This window comes from Thermophilibacter provencensis (assembly GCF_030372065.1).
In the GTDB taxonomy this organism is placed as follows: Bacteria; Actinomycetota; Coriobacteriia; order Coriobacteriales; family Atopobiaceae; genus Thermophilibacter; species Thermophilibacter provencensis_A.
The window spans coordinates 227,349-246,673 of record NZ_JAUDEA010000002.1 but is presented as its reverse complement, the minus strand read 5'-3'; the positions used below and the strand labels follow the sequence as shown (position 1 = coordinate 246,673).

The 19,325-nt window shown below is 65.6% G+C and carries 16 protein-coding genes; all 16 read left to right on the top strand.

Features of this window, described 5'->3' with window-relative positions; genetic code table 11:
* Positions 1 to 41 precede the first annotated feature (41 nt).
* The 16 genes from hisI (at position 42) to QUW25_RS02660 (ending at position 19,152) form a co-directional block, all read left to right on the top strand.
* Entirely contained in the window at positions 42 to 431 is a 390-nt protein-coding gene (gene hisI, locus QUW25_RS02735; protein ID WP_289510700.1) for a phosphoribosyl-AMP cyclohydrolase, read from the top strand.
* 155 nt (positions 432 to 586) lie between these two features.
* Entirely contained in the window at positions 587 to 904 is a 318-nt protein-coding gene (hisE, locus tag QUW25_RS02730; protein ID WP_289510699.1) for a phosphoribosyl-ATP diphosphatase, read from the top strand.
* An 8-nt stretch (positions 905 to 912) separates the two neighbouring features.
* The gene (locus QUW25_RS02725; RefSeq protein ID WP_289510698.1) at positions 913 to 2,169 is read left to right on the top strand and encodes a carboxylate--amine ligase; all 1,257 of its coding nucleotides are present in this window, start codon (positions 913 to 915) and stop codon (positions 2,167 to 2,169) included.
* 26 nt (positions 2,170 to 2,195) lie between these two features.
* A complete protein-coding gene (locus tag QUW25_RS02720) occupies positions 2,196 to 3,164 on the top strand; it encodes a lipid II:glycine glycyltransferase FemX (protein WP_289510697.1) in 969 nt (322 codons plus the stop codon).
* 104 nt (positions 3,165 to 3,268) lie between these two features.
* Entirely contained in the window at positions 3,269 to 5,131 is a 1,863-nt protein-coding gene (gene uvrC / locus QUW25_RS02715; RefSeq protein WP_289510740.1) for an excinuclease ABC subunit UvrC, read from the top strand.
* Positions 5,132 to 5,425: 294 nt separating this feature from the next.
* Positions 5,426 to 7,039 carry an ABC transporter substrate-binding protein gene (locus tag QUW25_RS02710; RefSeq protein ID WP_289510696.1) on the top strand — a complete coding sequence of 538 codons (1,614 nt, stop codon included), beginning with the start codon at positions 5,426 to 5,428 and terminating at the stop codon, positions 7,037 to 7,039.
* 122 nt (positions 7,040 to 7,161) lie between these two features.
* Entirely contained in the window at positions 7,162 to 8,127 is a 966-nt protein-coding gene (locus tag QUW25_RS02705; protein ID WP_289510695.1) for an ABC transporter permease, read from the top strand.
* 5 nt (positions 8,128 to 8,132) lie between these two features.
* On the top strand, positions 8,133 to 10,154 hold the full coding sequence (locus QUW25_RS02700) for a dipeptide/oligopeptide/nickel ABC transporter permease/ATP-binding protein (protein ID WP_289510694.1): 2,022 nt from the start codon (positions 8,133 to 8,135) through the stop codon (positions 10,152 to 10,154).
* Positions 10,155 to 10,979: an ABC transporter ATP-binding protein gene (locus QUW25_RS02695; RefSeq protein WP_289510693.1), complete on the top strand. Its 825-nt coding sequence runs from the start codon at positions 10,155 to 10,157 to the stop codon at positions 10,977 to 10,979.
* Between the two features lie 149 nt (positions 10,980 to 11,128).
* Positions 11,129 to 12,049: a dihydrodipicolinate synthase family protein gene (locus QUW25_RS02690; RefSeq protein WP_289510692.1), complete on the top strand. Its 921-nt coding sequence runs from the start codon at positions 11,129 to 11,131 to the stop codon at positions 12,047 to 12,049.
* Between the two features lie 9 nt (positions 12,050 to 12,058).
* On the top strand, positions 12,059 to 13,018 hold the full coding sequence (locus QUW25_RS02685; RefSeq protein ID WP_289510691.1) for an ROK family protein: 960 nt from the start codon (positions 12,059 to 12,061) through the stop codon (positions 13,016 to 13,018).
* Positions 13,019 to 13,141: 123 nt separating this feature from the next.
* On the top strand, positions 13,142 to 13,828 hold the full coding sequence (locus QUW25_RS02680) for an N-acetylmannosamine-6-phosphate 2-epimerase (protein ID WP_289510690.1): 687 nt from the start codon (positions 13,142 to 13,144) through the stop codon (positions 13,826 to 13,828).
* A gap of 383 nt (positions 13,829 to 14,211) precedes the next feature.
* Positions 14,212 to 15,294 (top strand): Gfo/Idh/MocA family protein, encoded by a 1,083-nt coding sequence (locus tag QUW25_RS02675; RefSeq protein WP_289510689.1) that lies wholly within the window; start codon positions 14,212 to 14,214, stop codon positions 15,292 to 15,294.
* Position 15,295: 1 nt separating this feature from the next.
* Positions 15,296 to 16,045: a DeoR/GlpR family DNA-binding transcription regulator gene (locus tag QUW25_RS02670; RefSeq protein WP_289510688.1), complete on the top strand. Its 750-nt coding sequence runs from the start codon at positions 15,296 to 15,298 to the stop codon at positions 16,043 to 16,045.
* A complete protein-coding gene (gene pfkB / locus QUW25_RS02665) occupies positions 16,042 to 16,944 on the top strand; it encodes a 1-phosphofructokinase (RefSeq protein ID WP_289510687.1) in 903 nt (300 codons plus the stop codon). Before QUW25_RS02670 ends, pfkB begins: the two co-directional genes overlap by 4 nt.
* 231 nt (positions 16,945 to 17,175) lie before the next feature.
* On the top strand, positions 17,176 to 19,152 hold the full coding sequence (locus tag QUW25_RS02660) for a PTS fructose transporter subunit IIABC (protein WP_289510686.1): 1,977 nt from the start codon (positions 17,176 to 17,178) through the stop codon (positions 19,150 to 19,152).
* The last annotated feature ends 173 nt before the right edge of the window (positions 19,153 to 19,325 follow it).

Below are 19,325 nucleotides of genomic sequence, written 5' to 3'. Positions count from 1 at the left end.
CGCTTGTAGTAAAGTGAGGGGTCGGAAGAACGGAGGACGTCGTGACCACGTGCGAGCACGATTATACCTACGCGGGCGAGCGCCTTGAGCCCCTGGCCCCCGACGCCGCGGGCGTCCGCTTTGACGAGCGGGGCCTCGTGCCCGCTGTCGTCCAGCAGGAGGGCTCCGGCGAGGTGCTCATGGTCGCGTGGATGAGCAGGGAGTCGCTGCGTCTTACCCTGGAGACGGGAACCACCTGGTTCTGGAGCCGCAGCCGTCAGGAGCTTTGGAACAAGGGTGCTACGAGCGGTAACGTTCAGCGCGTGAGGCGCGTGCTCGTGGACTGCGACGCCGACACGCTGCTCGTGGTGGTGGACTCGCCCGGGCCGGCATGCCACACCGGGCACCGCAGCTGCTTCTACCGTAAACTGACTCAGGAGGGCCGCGGGTGACAGGGTTGACAAAGGTGACAGGGTAGATTGTTGACAAAGGTGACAGGGTAGATTGTCACCATGGGTTCTATGGTGACAATCTACCCTGTCACCTTTGTCAACCCTGTCACCTTTGTCATCACCGCACCGTCGCGCATTAGCCTTATGGAGGGCATATGGGAGAGAGAACTGCCAACGTGCAGGACGGCCGCATCGGCGAGACGCTCGAGGGCCTCGCGTCTGTCATCCGCGGCAGGCGCGGCGCGTCGCCCGAGACGTCCTACACCGCACGTCTTCTGCAGGGCCCCGAGGACACGCTCCTCAAGAAGGTGACCGAGGAGGCCACCGAGGTCGCGCTCGCCTGCAAGGACAACGACCACGACCACATTCGCTACGAGGCGGCCGACCTCGTCTACCACCTGCTCGTCACCCTGGAGCGCTACGGCGTCACCATTGGCGAGCTTGCCGGCGAGCTCGACGCCCGTCATCGCTAGGAGCGCCCGTGAAGAAGTCATCGACCGCATTCTCGCGCACCGACCTCCTCCCCGTCATCGTGGGCGGGGACATCAGCGTCTATGCTCTCGGCCGCCAGTTCCACGAGGCCTTTGGCGTGCGCTCCGTGGCGCTCGGCACCGGCGTGATCGCCGCAATCGAGCACTCGAGCATCTTCGACGTGCGGCTCGTGCCGGACTTTGCCCCAAAGACGCTCCTCGCCGAGGTGGGCCGCATTGCCAACGAGCTTGCCGAGAAGCGCCCGGGTGCCACCGTGGCGCTTCTCGCCAACACGGACGCCACCATCGAGGACATCATCTCCGTGAGAGACGAGCTCCCCGACAACGTGGTGTGTCCCGTTCCGGACCGCAGGGCCTTTGACCTCGTCTCCAACAAGGTCTCCTTTGCCCGACTCTGCGAGCGGCACGGCCTTCTCACGCCCGCCACCCAGATCGTGAGCCTTGCCGGTGAGGGGGGCGTCCCGCCCACTGATCTCGAGTTTCCCGTTGTCGCAAAGCCCGCGAGCTCGGCGGAGTACTTCTCGCTTCTGGGACGCGGCTTCAGGAAGGTCTACCTCATGGAGTCCCAGGAGGCGCTTGACCGCCTCTGGAGCGCGCTGCGCGAGGAAGGCTTTGCCGGGGACTTCCTCGTTCAGGAGTGCGTCCGCGGAGACGACACGCACATGGGCGCCATCACCCTGTACTTTGGCCGTGACGGCGAGGCGCTTCTCGCCGGCTGCGCCCAGACGCTGCTCGAGGACCACGCGCCCTCGCTCAAGGGCAACGCGGTCGCCATGGTCACGCGCGACTTCCCGGAGCTTGTGGAGAAGTCCGTCGAGCTGCTGCGCTCCGTTGGGTACCGCGGCTTTGCCGAGGTGGACATCAAGCTCGACCCGCGCACCGGTGAGTGGCTCTTCTTTGAGGTAAACCCGCGCATCGGGCGCAACTCCTATTATCTGGTGGCGGGTGGCGTCAACCCCATGAGGGTGATGGTGGCAGACCTCGTCGACCACCAGCGCGTCGTTCCCGTACACGCCACGAGAAGGGCGCTCTACACGCTCGTCCCCTGGGCGCTCCTGCGCCGCTACCTGAGCGGGAGGCTGCTTGACGAGGTGAGCGCGCTCGTCTCCTCCGGCAGCGTCTTCGACCCGCAGCGCTACGCGCCGGACATGGGGATTCGTCGCAGGGTTGATGTGGAACTCACGGAGATGAACCACTTCAGGAAGTTTAGGCGATACTATCCCAAGGTTAGCGATACCTCGTTCTAGGACGGTCCTAGAGAACGGAGACACATATGAGCCATTTCCTGCAGTCGCCTGAGTGGGAGGCCTTCCAGAGGGACCTCGGGCTCGAGACCGAGCGCGCGTCCGGCGACGGCTGGGTGGTCATGGGCGTCGAGGAGACAGGAGCGGCAAAGACCACCCGCCTCTACGTCCCGTACGGCCCGGGGTTCTCGAACCTCTCCGCCCTTGAGGAGGCGCTCGCCGCTGCCGAGAAGATCGCCGCCGCGCACGATGACGTCTACGTTCGCGTGGAGCCGGTGGGCGACACGCCCGAGGCGGAGGAGGGCGCCGAGGGGCTCCTCGAGCGCGCGGGCTATCACAAGGCCCGCCACCTCCAGGCAGAGGACACCTGGATTCTGGACGTCACGCCCGAGAAGGACGAGATTCTCAAGGGCATGGACCCCAACCATCGCCGTCGCTACCGCGGTGCCGAGAAGCGCGGCGTGACGATTCGCGTGAGCCACGATCCGGCTGACATCCACTACCTCACCACCTTCATGGACGACGTCGAGGAGCGCGACGACGTTGAGCTGCGCCCCGACGACTACATCCAGGCGTTTGCCGCCTCCCTCATGCCCTCCGGAACCGCTGCGCTCTACCTCGCCGAGGTTGCGCTCAAGGATGAGGAGGGCAACCCCACCGGCGAGAAGCGCGTGGTTGCCGCCGACCTCGTCTGCTATGACGAGGACACCTGCTACCTCATGCACAACGGCACCGACCGCGACTTCTACAAGCTCGGGGCCAACGTCATCATGCAGGTGCAGATCGTGCTCGACGCCCATGACCTCGGCAAGAGCCACGTTGACTTCTATGGCATCGCCCCCGAGGACGCGGGCCCCGATCACCCCTGGGCGGGCTTCTCCAAGTTCAAGATGGCCTTCGGCGGCGCGCGCCGCCACTACCTCGGCACGTGGGAGAAGCCGCTGAAGAAGCTCCGCTACAGCATCTACGAGGCCGGGCGCAAGGTGCTCGACCAGTAGCGCCGCGGGGTAGGAGCGTGGCGGCAGGGGAGAGAGACGATCTCGAGAGGGGCGCGCGCGAGCCGTCCCTCTCGCCGCATGTCGAGCCCACGCTCGCCGAGCAGGTGGCGCTCGTCCCCACCGACCCCGGCTGCTATCTCTGGAAGGACGCCAAGGGCGAGGTCGTCTACGTGGGCAAGGCCAAGAACCTGCGCGCCCGCATGCGCCAGTACGTGACGCTGCAGGATGATCGCGAGAAGATCCCCCTCATGATGCAGGTGGTCAAGTCCTTTGACTACGTGGTCGTGGGGTCCGAGCACGAGGCTCTTGTCCTCGAGCGCAACCTCATCGCGCAGTACCACCCGTACTTCAACGTGGACTACAAGGATGACAAGTCCTACCCCTTCATTGCCATCACAGAGTCCGACGTCTTCCCCGCAATCAAGTACACGCGCGAGAAGCACCGGAAGGGCACGCGCTACTTTGGGCCCTACACCGACGCCAGGGCCGCCCGCGAGACCATCGACACGCTGCGCAAGGTGGTGCCCATCTGCATGGCCACCTGCGCGGAGTGGAAGCGCGCGCGGCGCATCCTCGAGCGCGAGCCCGACCAGGCCGCAGTGGCCAACCTGCTGCTTGCCAAGCGCTGCCGCCCCTGCTTTGACTACCACGTGGGGCGCGGCCCCGGCGTGTGCGCCGGCATGATAGATACGGTGGAGTACGCGCGCCACGTGCGCCAGGTCGAGCGCTTTCTCCAGGGCAACCGCTCGGAGATCGTGGGCGAGCTCACCGACCAGATGCGGGAGGCAGCCGCGGACCTTGACTTCGAGAAGGCCGGGCGCATCAAAGCCCGCCTTGACAGCCTCGACGCACTCGACGACCGCCAGCAGGTGGTCTTCTCGTCAAACGTGAGCCTGGATCTCATCGGGTTCTACCGAGAGGAGACCATCAGCTGCGCCTGCGTCTTTGTGGTGCGCGAGGGCCGCACGGTGCGCTCGGTTGAGTTTGTCTTGGACAAGGGCCTCGACGTGGGGGAGGAGGAGCTCGTCTCGGGCTTTGTCAAGCGCTACTACGACGAGACCGCCGACATCCCCGCCGAGGTGGACGTTGACTGCGAGCTCTCCGACGCGGACGTCATTGAGGGCTGGCTTGCCGAGAAGCGCGGCCACGGCGTCCGCATCCACCGACCGCAGCGCGGCGAGAAGCGCCATCTGCTCGACATGGCCGCCGCCAACGCGCGCCACGCCCTCATGCGCTACATGGTGCGCACCGGCTACGCCGACGACCGCACCAACCAGGCGCTGCTCCAGCTGGAGAGCGCGCTTGCCCTGGACGCGCCCCCCATGAGGATCGAGTGCTTTGACATCTCCACGCTGCACGGGCGTTTTACGGTGGCTTCGATGGTCGTCTTTACCAACGGAAGGCCCGACAAGTCCCAGTACCGTCGCTTCAAGATACGGGCGAAGCTCGATGAGGCAAACGACTTCGTCTCCATGTCCGAGGTGCTGGGGAGGCGCTACGCGCCCGAGCGCATGGCCGATGAGCGCTTTGGCTCAAGGCCCGATCTTCTTGTCGTGGATGGCGGCAAGCCGCAGCTCACGGCTGCCATGAACCAGCTTGCGGAGCTAGGGCTCGATATTCCGGTCTGCGGCCTTGCCAAGTCCGACGAGGAGATCTTCGTCCCCTGGGACGAGACGCCCGTGGTTTTGCCTTCGGGCTCGCCCTCGCTCTACCTCATAAAGCAGGTGCGTGACGAGTCCCACCGCTTTGCCATCACCTTCCATCGCGAGCTGCGTGACAAGGCGATGACGGTTTCCGTGCTCGACGACGTACCCGGCGTGGGACCCAAGCGCAAGCGCGCACTCATGAAGCGTTTTGGCTCGCTCAAGAAGCTTCGCACCGCCACTGTGGAGGAGATTGCCGAGGTACCCGGGGTGACACGTGCCGTTGCTGAATCGATTTATGAGACCCTAAGGTCTACTGAATAAATACCAGTTACTGAAAGTCTCTACAACTTAGTTGCAAATGTTGACGCAACGCGGTCAATAAGCTGGGGATTATTTAAACTCATTGTGAAAGTTAAGAAAAACCAATGAGCGTACAAACCACATGTAACAAGCATACCAGATAACAATCTCCTTACAAGTCAGTACCGCCCGGGGCACTTGTTGATGCCGTTGGTCGGCTTTTTGGATATGGAATCAATCTCACATTAGTAACGTAAAGGCACTAAGGGACGGCCGCCGTCTGGAGGTGGCCGCAGGAGGAGAAAAGGAAGCACAATGAAGAAGCTATTTGACAGCGCCGTGTCTCGTCGCTCGTTCCTCGGCGGTGCTGCCGCGGTGAGCGCGCTCGGCCTGGCCGCGTGCGGTGGCAACGACACCCCGTCCGGCGGCGAGGGCGGGGGCGAGGGCGGCGAGACCACCTCTGGTGGCGGCACCATCACCGCTGGCTCCGCGTACGCTCCCTCCGAGTACAACCCGACGAAGACCTCCTCGGCCTTCTGCCTCGGCTCCAACTGGCACGTCCTCGAGGGCCTCTACGGCACCGATCCGCACGACTACTCCACCTTCCCCGAGCTCGCCACGGGCGACCCGGAGCAGGTCGACGAGACCACCTTCACTGTCACCCTGCGTGAGGGCGCCGCGTTCTCCAACGGCAACGCCGTGACCACCGCCGACGTCGTCGAGTCCTTCGACCGCACCAAGGCTGACGCCACCTACTCCGCGTTCCTCTCGCCGATCGACTCGCTCGAGGCCACGGACGACACCACCATCACCGTGAAGACCGCCATCGCCAACTTCTCGCTCCTCAAGGAGCGCCTGGCGCTCGTCCGCGTCTTCCCCGCCGGCACCTCCGACGAGGAGCTCTCCAACCAGCCCGTCGGCTCCGGCCCCTGGATGTACAGCACGATCACCGACGACGCCGTCGACCTCGTGCCCAACCCCAACTACAACGGCTCCTATCCTGCCGAGGACGCTGGCCTGCACTATGACATCCTCGTCGACGCCACCGCGCGCATGACCGCTCAGCAGCAGGGCCAGACGCTCGTCATGGAGTCCGTCACCGCCGACGCCATCCCGACCATCGAGTCCGCCGGCTGCAAGGTCGACAAGGTCCAGGGCTTTGGTACCCGCTTCATCATGTTCAACACCGCCAAGGCGCCGTGGGACAACGTCACCGCCCGTCAGGCCGTGATGTACGCCCTCAACACGGACCTCATGGTCGAGAACATCTTCGCGGGCCTTGCCGCCACCGCCTCCTCCTACATTCCGAAGGACTTCCCCAACTACCAGGAGGCCGCGACGGTCTACACCTATGACCAGGAGAAGGCCAAGACCCTGCTCGACGAGGCCGGCGTGACCCCGGGCGACCTCAAGATCCGCTGCACGGACAACACCCAGGCTTCCGCCATGGCCACCCAGGCGCAGCAGGACCTCGCTGCCCTCGGCTTCAACGCCACCATCGCCGAGGAGACCTCCGCTGCCACCTACGCCGCCATCGACGGCGGCACGGATGACTTCGACATCCTCATCGCCCCGGGCGACCCGTCCTGCTGGGGCGCCGACCCCGACCTGCTCCTCAACTGGTGGTACGGCGACAACGTCTGGCAGCAGACTCGTACCGGCTGGGGCACCTCCGAGGAGTTCGCTCAGATTCGCGAGCTCATGAACGCCGCCCTCGGCCAGTCCGGTGACGAGCAGCAGGCCACCTGGAAGCAGGTCTACGATCTCATCGCCGACAACTGCGTCCTCTACCCGCTCATCCACGTCCAGACCGCCACGGCCTCTTGGGACGATGCCTCCAAGAACCCGCTGGGCACCGCCATCGAGGGCTTCGAGGGCATTGGCACCACGGGCATGAGCTTCATCGGCTGCAAGACGGTTACCGCGTAGCCTCAAGCAACGCCCCGTTCCCCACTGAAAGGCTGGGGATCCACAAGGACGTTCGAGGGGCCCGGGCAAGGTTAAGCTCGGGCCCCTCTTTTGAACTGTAGGCATATGAGAGAGGAGAGGGTATGAACAACCTCCTGCGCCTCATCGGTCGGCGCATCATCGCGCTGCCGATCATGGCCCTGGGCGTTACCCTGCTCGTGTTCTTCCTCATGTCCTTCACCGACCCCTCCATCCCCGCGCGCACCGCACTTGGCGAGGGCGCGTCGCCGGAGCAGGTCGAGGAGTACATGGAGGAGCACGGCATGAACGACCCGTGGCCCGTCCGCTACGTCGACTACATCGTCGGCCTCTGCCAGGGCGACCTGGGCACCTATGGCACGCGTCAGACCCCGGTCTCCGACGCCATCGCCTCGGCCCTGCCCATCACCATGCAGCTCACGTTCTTCGGCCTTCTGATCGCTGCCGTCTTCTCGTTTACCCTGGGCGTGATATCGGCAATCTATAGAGACAAATGGCCTGACCAGATAATCCGAGTGATATCGATTGCGGGCATCGCGACGCCGTCCTTTTGGCTGGCGGTTCTCCTCATCCTCCTCGTGACCATGGCCGGCCTCACGAGGGTCTTCCCCTCTGCCGGCGCGCTTCCCGACCTCTTCACCAACCCCGGCGGCTACTTCGGCCGCATGATCATGCCCGCCATCGCCCTGGCCTTCCCGGTCATCGGCCAGATGACGCGTATCGTGCGTACCGCCATGGTCGAGGAGCTCGACAAGGACTACGTGCAGACGGCTCGCGGCTCGGGCATCCCCGAGAACGTCGTCATCGCCAAGAACGTTCTGCGCAACGCTCTCATTACGCCCATCACCACGCTCGGCCTCAAGATCGGCTACCTCATGGGCGGCGCGGTCGTCATCGAGGTCATCTTCGCCCTTCCCGGCATGGGCACCCTCATCCAGAGGGGCATCACCGGCGGCGAGATCATGCTCGTCCAGGGCGTCGTCGTGGTCGTGGCTCTGGCCTTCGTCATCATCAACATCGTGGTTGACATGCTGTACCTGCTGATCAACCCGCGCATTAGGACGGTGTAGGCCCCATGACAAAGATCAGAGAAAAGCAGACCCAGACGCTCGAGAAGGCTGCCGCCAAGGGCCTGAAGCTCGGTGGCCTCAAGAAGATGAGCGTCCCCAGCAAGATCTCGCTCGTCCTTCTCGTCCTGGTGGCGCTCTCCGCCATCCTGGCCCCTGTGCTCGCGCCGCATGACCCGCTCGAGATCACGGTTGCCTACCAGCCGCCCTCGGCCGAGCATATCTTCGGCACGGACAACATCGGCCGCGACATCCTCTCTCGTATGCTCTACGGCGGTCAGTACTCGCTCGTGATCGGCTTTGGCGCCACGCTCTTCGCGCTCGTGCTCGGCTCGGTCATCGGTGCCCTCGCCGCGGTCTCTCGCAAGGCCGTCTCTGAGGTCATCATGCGCGTCCTCGACGTCATCATGTCCATCCCGGGCATCGCCCTCGCGGCCATCCTGGTCCTCATCCTGGGCAACTCCGTCCCGGCCATCATCTTCTCGATCGGCTTCATGTATACGCCGCAGATCGCGCGCATCGTCCGCGCCAACGTGGTGTCCGAGTACGGCGAGGACTACGTCCGCGCGGTCATCGTCGCCGGCGCCCGCGCCCCGTGGATCCTCACGAAGCACGTCCTGCGCAACTGCATCGCGCCGATCATGGTCTTCACGGTCACGCTCGTCGCTGACGCCATCATCTTCGAGGCCTCGCTGACCTTCATCGGCGCCGGCATCGCCGAGCCCACCGCCACGTGGGGCAACATCCTCTCGTCCGCGCGTGACGGCGTCCTTCTCGGCCGCTGGTGGCAGGCGCTCTTCCCGGGCATCGCGATCATGGTCACCTGCCTTGCGCTCAACATCCTCTCCGAGGGTCTGACCGACGCCATGGCCGCCGCCCCGTCCGCTCCCGTGAGCAACGAGAACGCCGACAGCCGTCGCGAGGCCGACCTTCTCGTGGCCGACCCGGTCCGTGCCTACAAGGAGCAGGCCGACTCTCTCGCCCGTCGCCTCGGGGCACTCCGCGAGGTGGAGCTTGCCCGTACCGACCGTCGCGTGCCCGACTACTCCGTCGAGCCCATCCTTCAGGTCAAGAACCTCTCCATTGGCTTCCCGCGCCACGGTGACGTCCACGTTGTGGACAACGTCTCCTTTGACGTGCGCCCGGGCCAGTGCATGGCACTCGTGGGCGAGTCCGGCTGCGGCAAGTCCATCACCACCAAGACCATCATGAACCTCCTGCCCGACAACGCCCGCATCGAGGGCCAGATCCTCTACAAGGGCAAGGACCTCCTCAAGCTCACCAAGGAGGAGCACCGCAAGCTGCTGGGCCACGAGCTCGCGATGGTCTACCAGGACTCCCTGTCCTCGCTCAACCCGTCCATGCTCATCTCCGCCCAGATGAAGCAGCTCACGAGCCGCGGCGGCACCCGTAGCGCCGAGGAGCTCCTCGAGCTCGTCGGCCTCGACCCCAAGCGCACGCTCGAGAGCTACCCGCACGAGCTCTCCGGTGGCCAGTGCCAGCGCGTCATCATCGCCATGGCGCTCACGAGGAACCCGTCGCTCGTCATCTGCGACGAGCCCACCACGGCCCTCGACGTCACGGTTCAGAAGCAGGTCATCAAGCTCCTGAACGACCTTCAGAAGCAGCTCGGCTTCGCGATGATCTTCGTGTCCCACGACCTGGCCCTCGTTGCTGAGGTCGCCTCCGAGATCACCGTCATGTACGCCGGTCAGGTCATCGAGTCCGCCCCCACCAAGGAGCTGCTCACCAACCCGATCCACGAGTACACCCAGGGTCTTCTCGGCGCCGTCCTCTCCATCGAGGCACACGACGGCACGCGCCTGCACCAGGTTCCCGGCTCCGTCCCGAGCCCGGCGGACTTCCCCAAGGGCGACCGCTTTGCCCCGCGCTCGAGCCACCCGACGGTGGGCCTCGACGTCCATCCCATCCTCAAGCCCGTTCCCGGCGCCGTCCACCACTACGTCTCGGAGATCCCGGACGAGGAGCTCGCGAAGAACGGTCTCGTTTCCCGACTGGAGGTGAGGTAGATGGCAGAGAAGACCACCGAGCAGATGCCCATCATCTTCCTGGACAACATCTCGGTCACGTTCAAGTCCCGCACGGGCTCGCTCTTCCACCCCAACCACGTGCACGCCGTCAACGGCCTCACGCTCAAGCTCATGCCCGGCGAGACGATCGGTATCGTCGGCGAGTCCGGCTGCGGCAAGTCCACGACGGCCAACGTCATGTGCGGCCTTCAGTCGCCGACCGACGGTCACGTCTACTTCAAGGGTGACGACGTCACGAAGCGCACCGCGGAGCTTCGCAAGAAGATCGGCCGCGTGGTCTCCGTCGTGTTCCAGAACCCGGCCACGGCCCTGAACCCGCGCATGTCAGTCCATGACCAGCTGCTTGACCCCCTGGTGGTCCATAAGGTGGGCACCGAGGACGAGCGCGAGGCGCGCGTTCGCGAGCTTCTTGGCATCGTCGGACTGCCGTCCTCGGCGATGTACGCCCTCCCGGGCCAGCTCTCCGGCGGCCAGCGCCAGCGCGTCGCCATTGCGCGTGCCCTGTCGCTCCAGCCCGACGTCATCATCGCCGACGAGCCAACGTCGGCCCTCGACGTCTCCGTCCGCGCGCAGATTCTGAACCTGCTTACGGACCTCAAGAAGGAGCTTGGCCTTGCCATGGTCTTCATCAGTCATGACATCCAGACGGAGCGCTACATCTCCGACCGCATCGTCGTCATGAACCACGGCCAGATTATGGAGCAGGGCCCCGCGAAGCAGATCTTCGAGGATCCGCAGGACGCCTACACCAAGACGCTTCTCGGAGCGGCGCCGTCGCTGCTTCACCCCAACCTGGGCAAGTAGGCTCCAACCGTTCCATCTGCGGGCGCGCCGCAAGGCGCGCCCGCTTTGCGAAATCGGCCGGCGGCATGTTCTTCTCGCCGCGCATGGCCTAGCATCTGAGTGCTCCATCCCATAACCGGGCCACCCCCGCCCACGGAGAAAGGATTAGCATGGCAGACCTTAAGATCACGGGCGTCGTTCCTCCCGTCGTTGTTCCCGACACCCCCGACCACCAGCTCGACGTTCCCTCCTTTGAGCGTCTCATCAACCGCATGATCGACGCCGGCGTTGACGGCCTCTTCTTCCTCGGCTCCTCCGGCGAGGTCGTCTTCTCCACCGACGAGCGCCGCCGTCAGATCATCTCCGAGGCCATCCGCATCGTCGACCACCGCGTGCCCGTCCTCGTGGGCATCATCGACACCGAGACCGAGCGCGTCCTCGAGCACGGCAAGGTTGCCCAGGAGCTTGGCGCCGACGCCCTCGTGGCCACCGCCCCGTTCTACGCGCTCGGCGGCATGACCGAGGTCGAGGAGCACTTCCGCATCCTGCACGAGGAGCTTGACCTCCCCATCTTTGCCTATGACATTCCCGTGTGCGTTCACACCAAGCTTCCGTGGCCGCTGCTCGTCAAGCTTGGCAAGGAGGGCGTGCTCGCCGGCGTCAAGGACTCCTCTGGTGACGACATCTCCTTCCGCTACCTCTGCCAGGAGAACGAGAAGGCCGGTCACCCGCTGTCGCTGCTCACCGGCCACGAGATCGTGGTCGACGGCGCGTACCTCTCCGGCGCCGACGGTTCCGTCCCCGGCCTCGCCAACGTTGAGCCCGCGGGCTACGTCCGCATGTGGAAGGCCGCGCAGGCCGGCGACTGGGCCACGGTCAAGGCAGAGCAGGACCGCCTGAACGAGATCTCCCACATCTTTGACGTCACCTCCGGCGTGCAGGGCTATGCCGGTGGCGTGGGCGCCTTCAAGACCGCGCTCTGGCTCCTGGGCGTCTTTGACTCCAACATCATGCCGCGCCCGGTCAAGGCCCTCGAGGGCGACAACGTCGAGGCCATCAAGAAGGTCCTCGTTGACAACGGCCTTCTCTAGGAGGCACCCATGAGCCAGACCATCGTTGCCGTTGACATCGGCGGCACCAAGATTGCGTGCGGGCTCGTCACCCTGGGAGGGGAGGCCCCCGTCATCGAGAAGGTCCAGAAGGTCCCCACCGAGGCCATGAAGGGCGGCGAGTATGTGCTCGCGACCGTCCTGGCGCAGGTGAAGGCTGCCATCGAGCGCGCAGGCGAGAAGCCCGTGGGCGTTGGCATCTCCTCGGCCGGCGTGGTGAACCCCCGAAACGGTGACATCACCTTTGCCAACGAGCTCATGCCCGGCTGGGGCGGCACCCATCTCGGTGCCGAGGTCACCGCTGCGACCGGTCTCCCGTGCCGCGTTCTCAACGACGTTCACGCGCACGCGCTGGGCGAGGCCCGCTGGGGTGGCGGCCGCGATGCCAAGAGCTGCCTCGTCGCCGCTGTTGGGACCGGCATCGGCGGCGCGTTCGTCGAGTACGGCAAGATCATGCTCGGCGCTCACGACGAGGCCGGCCACATTGGCCACGTCTGCTGCCCGGCCGCCGCTGGCGTTCCGTGCTCCTGCGGTGCAACCGGGCACCTCGAGCCCATCGCTGCCGGCCCCGGCATCATCCGCGAGTACGTGCGCCTGGGCGGTGACGCCGAGAAGCCTGACGGCACGCCGATGGACGGCGCCGAGATCGACCGCCGTGCCGCTGCCGGTGACAAGGCCGCCAAGGCGGCGGAGTCCCGTGCCGGCCGCGCGCTCGGTGAGGTCCTGGGCAGCATGTGCAACATGCTCGACCCCGACGTCGTGATTCTCTCCGGTTCCGTGGCGCAGTGCGGCCCGGACTGGTCCGACTCCATGGCGGAGGCCTTCAAGGGCCAGGCCATGCCGCCCGTTGCCACCACGCCCATCGTTGGTGGCGAGCTTGGCGGCGACGCCCCGCTCGTCGGTGCGGCCGAGAACTTCGTTTGCTCCGGCTACGCCGAAGTCTCCGACTAGCCTCGCGGAAAACCTGACAAAGGTGACAGGGTAGTTTGTCAGGTTTTCCCGCCGTATCCGCCGTTTAAAACCTGACAAACTACCCTGTCACCTTTGTCAGGTTTTCTCGGAAGGGAAGGTGCCATGCCCATCTCACCGCTCGTTCAGTCGCTCAAGGGGAAGCTCATCGTCTCCGTCCAGGCCTATCCCGGCGAGCCGCTGCGCCACCCCGAGACCATGGCGCAGATGTCGCGCGCCTGCGAGCTCGGCGGCGCTGCTGCCATCCGCTGCCAGGGCCTCTCTGACATTGCGGCTATCAAGGGTCGTGTGGAGATTCCCGTCATCGGCCTCTGGAAGGAGGGTCACGAGGGCGTCTACATCACGCCCACGCTGCGCCACGCCATGGCGTGCGTGAACGCCGGCGCCGACGTGGTTGCCCTCGACGCCACGGACCGCCCGCGCCCGGACGGCCGCACCTTCGAGGAGACCGTCGAGGCCATCCGCGCCCAGAGCGACGTTCTCATCATGGCCGACTGCATGACCATCGAGGACATTCGTCGTGCCGTCGCCTGCGGCTGCGACCTCGTGTCCACGACGCTCTCCCACAACAAGGCCGCCATCGACACCACGCTCGAGGACGGTCCCGACGTGCCGCTGCTCAAGCAGGCCACCTCGGAGTTCCCCGATTACCCGATCATCTGCGAGGGCCACGTCCACACCCCGGCCGACGCCAAGACTGCCATCGACGCGGGCGCCTGGGCCGTCGTCGTGGGTACCGGTATCACGCACCCCACCTCGCTCACCAGCTGGTTCAAGGCTGCCATCGAGTAGGGGAGTACCACAACTTGCACGGCCTGGGGCCGCGGGTTCTTCTCGCCCGTGGCCCCTCTTTCATGTTGTGCCCATACGGGCAGGTTCCGGACGGTCTGGGTGTCCAGAACGTCCACAAACTGCCCGCAGGTGGAGTACGGGCAGGTTGTGGACGGTTCTTCTCGGTAGAACGTCCAGAACCTGCCCGTATCTTGGGACGGGGCGAGTTGCGGACGTTTCACGGCGCAATGCTCTGCGCAAAGTTGCTCATATCTGACCGAATATGACCATTTAGGGTAATTCTGCTACCGTTCGCCGTCAGAATGCATAAACGTGCGCAAAAATGAAAGAAATTGCGCAAAAATGAGAATCACCGAGTAGGACCCAGTAGGTGAGGAGGCCACATGCAAGACACCGAGAAGAACGCACCGCTCGACTCTGCGGCCGCGGCATCCGCCGCCTTTGCCGCCGTTGAGAGCCAGCCGTTCCCCGAGGACATCTTCACGGCCCCGCAGCTGAGGTGGGCCGTCATCGGCTGCGGCGTCATTGCCAACCAGATGGCCTCCGCCCTCGCGCTCGCAGGCCGCCACCTCCGCGGGGTCGCAAACCGTACCCACGAGAAGGCCGTCTCATTTGCCGAGAAGTACGGCGTGGAGCGCGTCTATGACACCGTCGAGGAGCTTTACTCCGATCCCTCCATCGACGCGATCTACATCACCACGCCGCACAACACGCACATCCGCTACCTACGCGGTGCCCTTGCTGCCGGCAAGCACGTGCTCTGTGAGAAGTCCATCACGCTCAACTCCGCCGAGCTCAAGGAGGCGCGCGAGCTCGCGGACGCCAACGGCGTTGTGCTCATGGACGCAACGACCATCCTCCACATGCCGCTCTACCAGGAGCTCCTTCGCCGCGCCCGTGCGGGGGAGTTTGGCCGCATGAACCTCGCGCAGCTCAACTTTGGCTCCTACAAGGGGTACGGCGACCTCACCAACCGCTTCTACAACATCAACCTCGCGGGCGGCGCGATGCTCGACATTGGCGTCTACGCGCTCAGCCTCATGCGCCTCTTCATGGAGAGCCAGCCCACCGAGGTGGTCTCGCTCGGCAACCTCGCCGTCACGGGCGTGGACGAGGCCGGCGGGATCGTGTGTCGCAACGCCGAGGGCCAGCTCGGCGTGGTCTCGCTCACCCTGCACTCCAAGCAGCCCAAGCGCGCGGTCCTCTCGTTCGACCGCTGCTACGTTGAGGTCATGGAGTACCCGCGCGCGGACACCGCCACGATCGTGTGGACCGAGGACGGTCGCCGCGAGACCGTCAGCGCCGGAGCCTCCGGTTACGCGCTCTGCTACGAGATGGCCGACCTCGAGGCAGCGGCGGCGGGAGACACCGAGAAGCGCGTGCTTCTCGACTACGCGTCCGACGTCATGGATCTCATGACCGCCCTCCGCCGCGCGTGGGGCGTCACCTATCCCGAGGAGGCCTAGCATGCTGGCAGAGGAGCGCCTCGCGCGCATCGTGGAGATGGTCGCGCGACAGGGGACGGCAACCGTCACGGAGCTCGCCGCCGCCCTCGACATCTCAGAGTCCACCATCCGCCGCGACCTGGACAAGCTCGACCAGGCGCACCGTCTGGTGAAGGTTCACGGCGGCGCCACGACGCTCGAGTCCGCGCACCTCACGCGCGACCTCACGCTCGAGGAGCGCCATGGTCTGCACGCCGAGGAGAAGCGCGCCATCTGCGCCTTTGCCGCCACGCTCGTGGGCCCCGATGACCTCGTCTACCTTGACGCTGGCTCCACCGTGGAGGAGCTCATCAACCATCTGACCGAGCGCGGCGCCCGCTACGTCACCGACTCCGTCTCGCACGCCATGAAGCTTGCGGCCCGCGGCTTTCACGTCACGGTTCTGGGCGGTGAGCTCAAGAGCGCCACGGAGTCCCTCGTGGGACCGGACACCATCGCGGCGCTCTCGCGCTATCACTTCACCATTGGCTTCTGGGGCGTGAACGGCATCACCCCGGAGAACGGCCTCACCTCGCCGGAGAGCAACGAGGCCCTGATTAAGCAGCTCACCATGGAGCACACGGCCCGTCGCTACGTGCTCACGGACGCCACCAAGTTTGACAACACGAGCCTCGTGAGGTTTGGCGCCTTTGACTCCGCCACGATCGTCACCTGCGGGGACGTCCCCGAGAAGTACAAGGCATTCGACAACGTCGTGGAGGTGGCGCTGTGATCTGCACCGTAACGTTCAACCCGTCGCTCGACTACATCGTCCGCGTGGACGACATGCGCCTCGGGACCATCAACCGGACAACGTACGAGAAGGTCCTGCCGGGTGGAAAGGGCGTGAACGTCTCCATCGTGCTCGGCAACCTCGGGCACGCGAGCCGCGCGCTCGGCTTTGTGGCGGGATTCACGGGCGACGAGCTCTGCCGTCTGTGCGCCGAGGCGGGCGTGGACTGCGACTTCATCCGCGTCGCGGAGGGCATGACGCGCATCAACGCCAAGGTCAAGAGCAACGAGGAGACCGAGCTCAACGGCCAGGGACCAAACATCACCGAGAAGGACGTCGAGGAGCTCTTCTCCAAGATCGACGCGCTGGGCGAGGGCGACACGCTCGTCATCTCGGGCTCCGTTCCCTCCGCGCTGCCGCACGACATGTACGAGCGCATCATGGCGCGCCTCAATGGCCGTGGCGTGCGCGTGGTCGTTGACGCGGAGCGCGACCTGCTCACGCGGGTCCTGCCGTACCGCCCCTTCCTCGTGAAGCCCAACAACCACGAGCTCGGTGACATCTTTGGCGTCACGCTGCGCACGCGCGACGAGGTCGTTCCGTACGCGCGGAAGCTCCGGGAGATGGGGGCGGCCAACGTGCTCGTCTCCATGGCGGGGGAGGGCGGCGTGCTCGTCGCCGAGACGGGCGAGGTCTTTGAGAGCCCCGCCGCCAAGGGGACCGTGGTCAACTCCGTGGGCGCGGGCGACTCGTCCGTGGCCGGGTTCCTCGCGGGCCTCATGGAGACCGGCAGCTACGAGACCGCCTTCAAGATGGCACTCGCAACGGGCTCTGCCAGCGCGTTCTCGGATCACCTGGCCACAAGGCCGGAGGTGGAGGCGTTGATCGCTTCTTCGTAGCAGTCCGCCGCCGGGCGCGGGGCGATAAGACCCGGCGCTCGGACAGCTTCGCCGCTAAGGGCGCGTCTGCAGAACTCGCGGCGGGCCTTATCGCCCCGCGCCTGGCGGCTACCAACTAGGAACAGCGCTCTTCTCGCATCCCGAAGGCCTTGGGGCACGGGGTCGGGGGAGGCGTGTGCGAATCGTCAGCAGTGGGCGGCTGTGGCTGCCTTGGGGAGAAAGGGTTGTGGAATGAGAATCACGGATTTGCTTAAGCCTGAGTCGATTGGGATCGGGGGTGCGCCGGCGTCTAAGGAGGAGGCCATCGACGAGCTCGTCGAGCTTATGGACAAGGGCGGCAACGTGGCCGACAAGGCGGCCTATGCCGCGGCGGTGCGCGAGCGCGAGGCTCAGTTCTCCACGGGCCTCGGCGACGGCATTGCCATCCCGCACGCCAAGACGGCGGCGGTCTCTGCCCCGGGCCTCGCGGCCATGACGGTTCCCGCCGGCGTTGACTACGAGTCCGCGGACGGCGAGCCTGCCACGCTGCTCTTCCTCATCGCCGCGCCGGAGGGGGAGGCCAACACGCACCTCGAGGTGCTGAGCCGCCTCTCCACGCTGCTCCTGGGCGCAGACTTCTGCGCCGCCCTGCGCGCCGCCAAGACGCCTGCGGAGTTCCGCTCCCTCGTGGATGCCGAGGAGGACAAGCACCTCGCCGAGGAGAGGGCCAAGGCTGCCGGTGCCGCCGCGCGTGACGCCGCGGGTTACGACGTGCTTGCCATCACGGCCTGCCCCACGGGCATCGCCCACACCTACATGACTGCCGAGGCGCTGGAGAAGAAGGCCGCCGAGATGGGCGTGCGCATCAAGGTGGAGACTCAGGGCTCGGGCGGCGCCAAGAACGTCATCACCGCTCAGGACATCGCCGGCGCCAAGGGCGTGATCATTGCCGCCGACAAGAACATCGACCTCGCGCGCTTTGACGGGATGCCCGTCTACAGCTGCTCGGTCACTCGCGGCATCAACGAGCCCGAGGCGCTCATCAACATCGTGATGAACGGCGAGGCGGCCGTGTACCACCACGCCGGCGGCTCCTCCGACGCCGCTTCGGCGAGCGTGGAGGGCGAGGGCATCGGCCGCACCATCTACAAGAACCTCATGAACGGCGTCTCGCACATGCTGCCGTTTGTGATCGGCGGTGGCATCCTCACGGCCATCGCGTTCCTCATTGACCAGCCGGGCCTCGGCACCGCGGCCTACGGCTCGTCCATCCCGGCGGCCGCGCTCTTCAAGACCATCGGCAACGAGGCCTTCGGCTTCATGCTGCCCATCCTCGCGGGCTACATCTCCATGTCCATCGCGGACAGGCCCGGCCTTGCGCCCGGCTTTGTGGGCGGCATCTTCGCCAAGGTGGGCTATGACTTTGCCTACCTCTCCACGCTCGACACCTCCGGGCTCATCTCCGGCGGCTTCATCGCGGCGCTCTTCGCGGGCTTTGCCGCGGGCTACATGACGCTCGGCATCGAGCGGCTCTGCGACCGGCTCCCGTCCTCGCTCGAGGGCATCAAGCCGATGCTCATCTACCCGATTCTCGGCGTGCTCGCCATCGGAGTGGTCATGCTCGCCCTGAACCCGCTCTTCGCCCTCATCAACACCGCGCTCAACAACTTCCTGCGCGGCCTGGGCACCAACAACATCGTCCTTCTCGGCCTTGTTCTGGGCGGCATGATGTCCGTCGACATGGGCGGCCCCTTCAACAAGGCGGCCTACGTCTTTGGCACCGCGGCGCTTGACCCCGCGAGCGGCCTTGGCACCACCGGCCAGATGATGATGGCCTCCGTCATGGTGGGCGGCATGGTCCCGCCGCTGGTCATCGCTCTCTCCACCACCTTCTTCAAGAACCGCTGGACCAAGACCGACCGCAACGCCGGCATCGTGAACTACATCATGGGCCTGTCCTTCATCTCTGAGGGCGCCATCCCCTTTGCCGCCGCCGACCCCGGCCACGTGCTGCCCTCCTGTATCATCGGCTCCGCCGTTGCCGGCGCGCTCTCCGCGCTCTTTGGCTGCACCAGCCCCGCCCCGCACGGCGGCGCCTGGGTCACCCCGGTCATCGGCAACGGCCTCATGTGGCTGCTCGCCGCGCTGATCGGCTCCGTGGTGGGCTGCCTGATCATCTCCTTCTGGAAGAAGCCCCTTCCGCCCGAGGAGAGCGGCTTGGAGAAGTAAGCACGGCTCGTTGTCCCCTCGCTCCTCCTTCTTGCGCGCCGGGTCTCACGGGCCCGGCGCGTTCTGTTGTCCCTGCGCCATCGGCTGCCCCGCCTCTCCGTCGACCCCTGTCAAATCGCGGCGGTTTTGGGCAAAATGTTTGATGCTCAGCCAGATAGAGCGTGTCCTTCTCG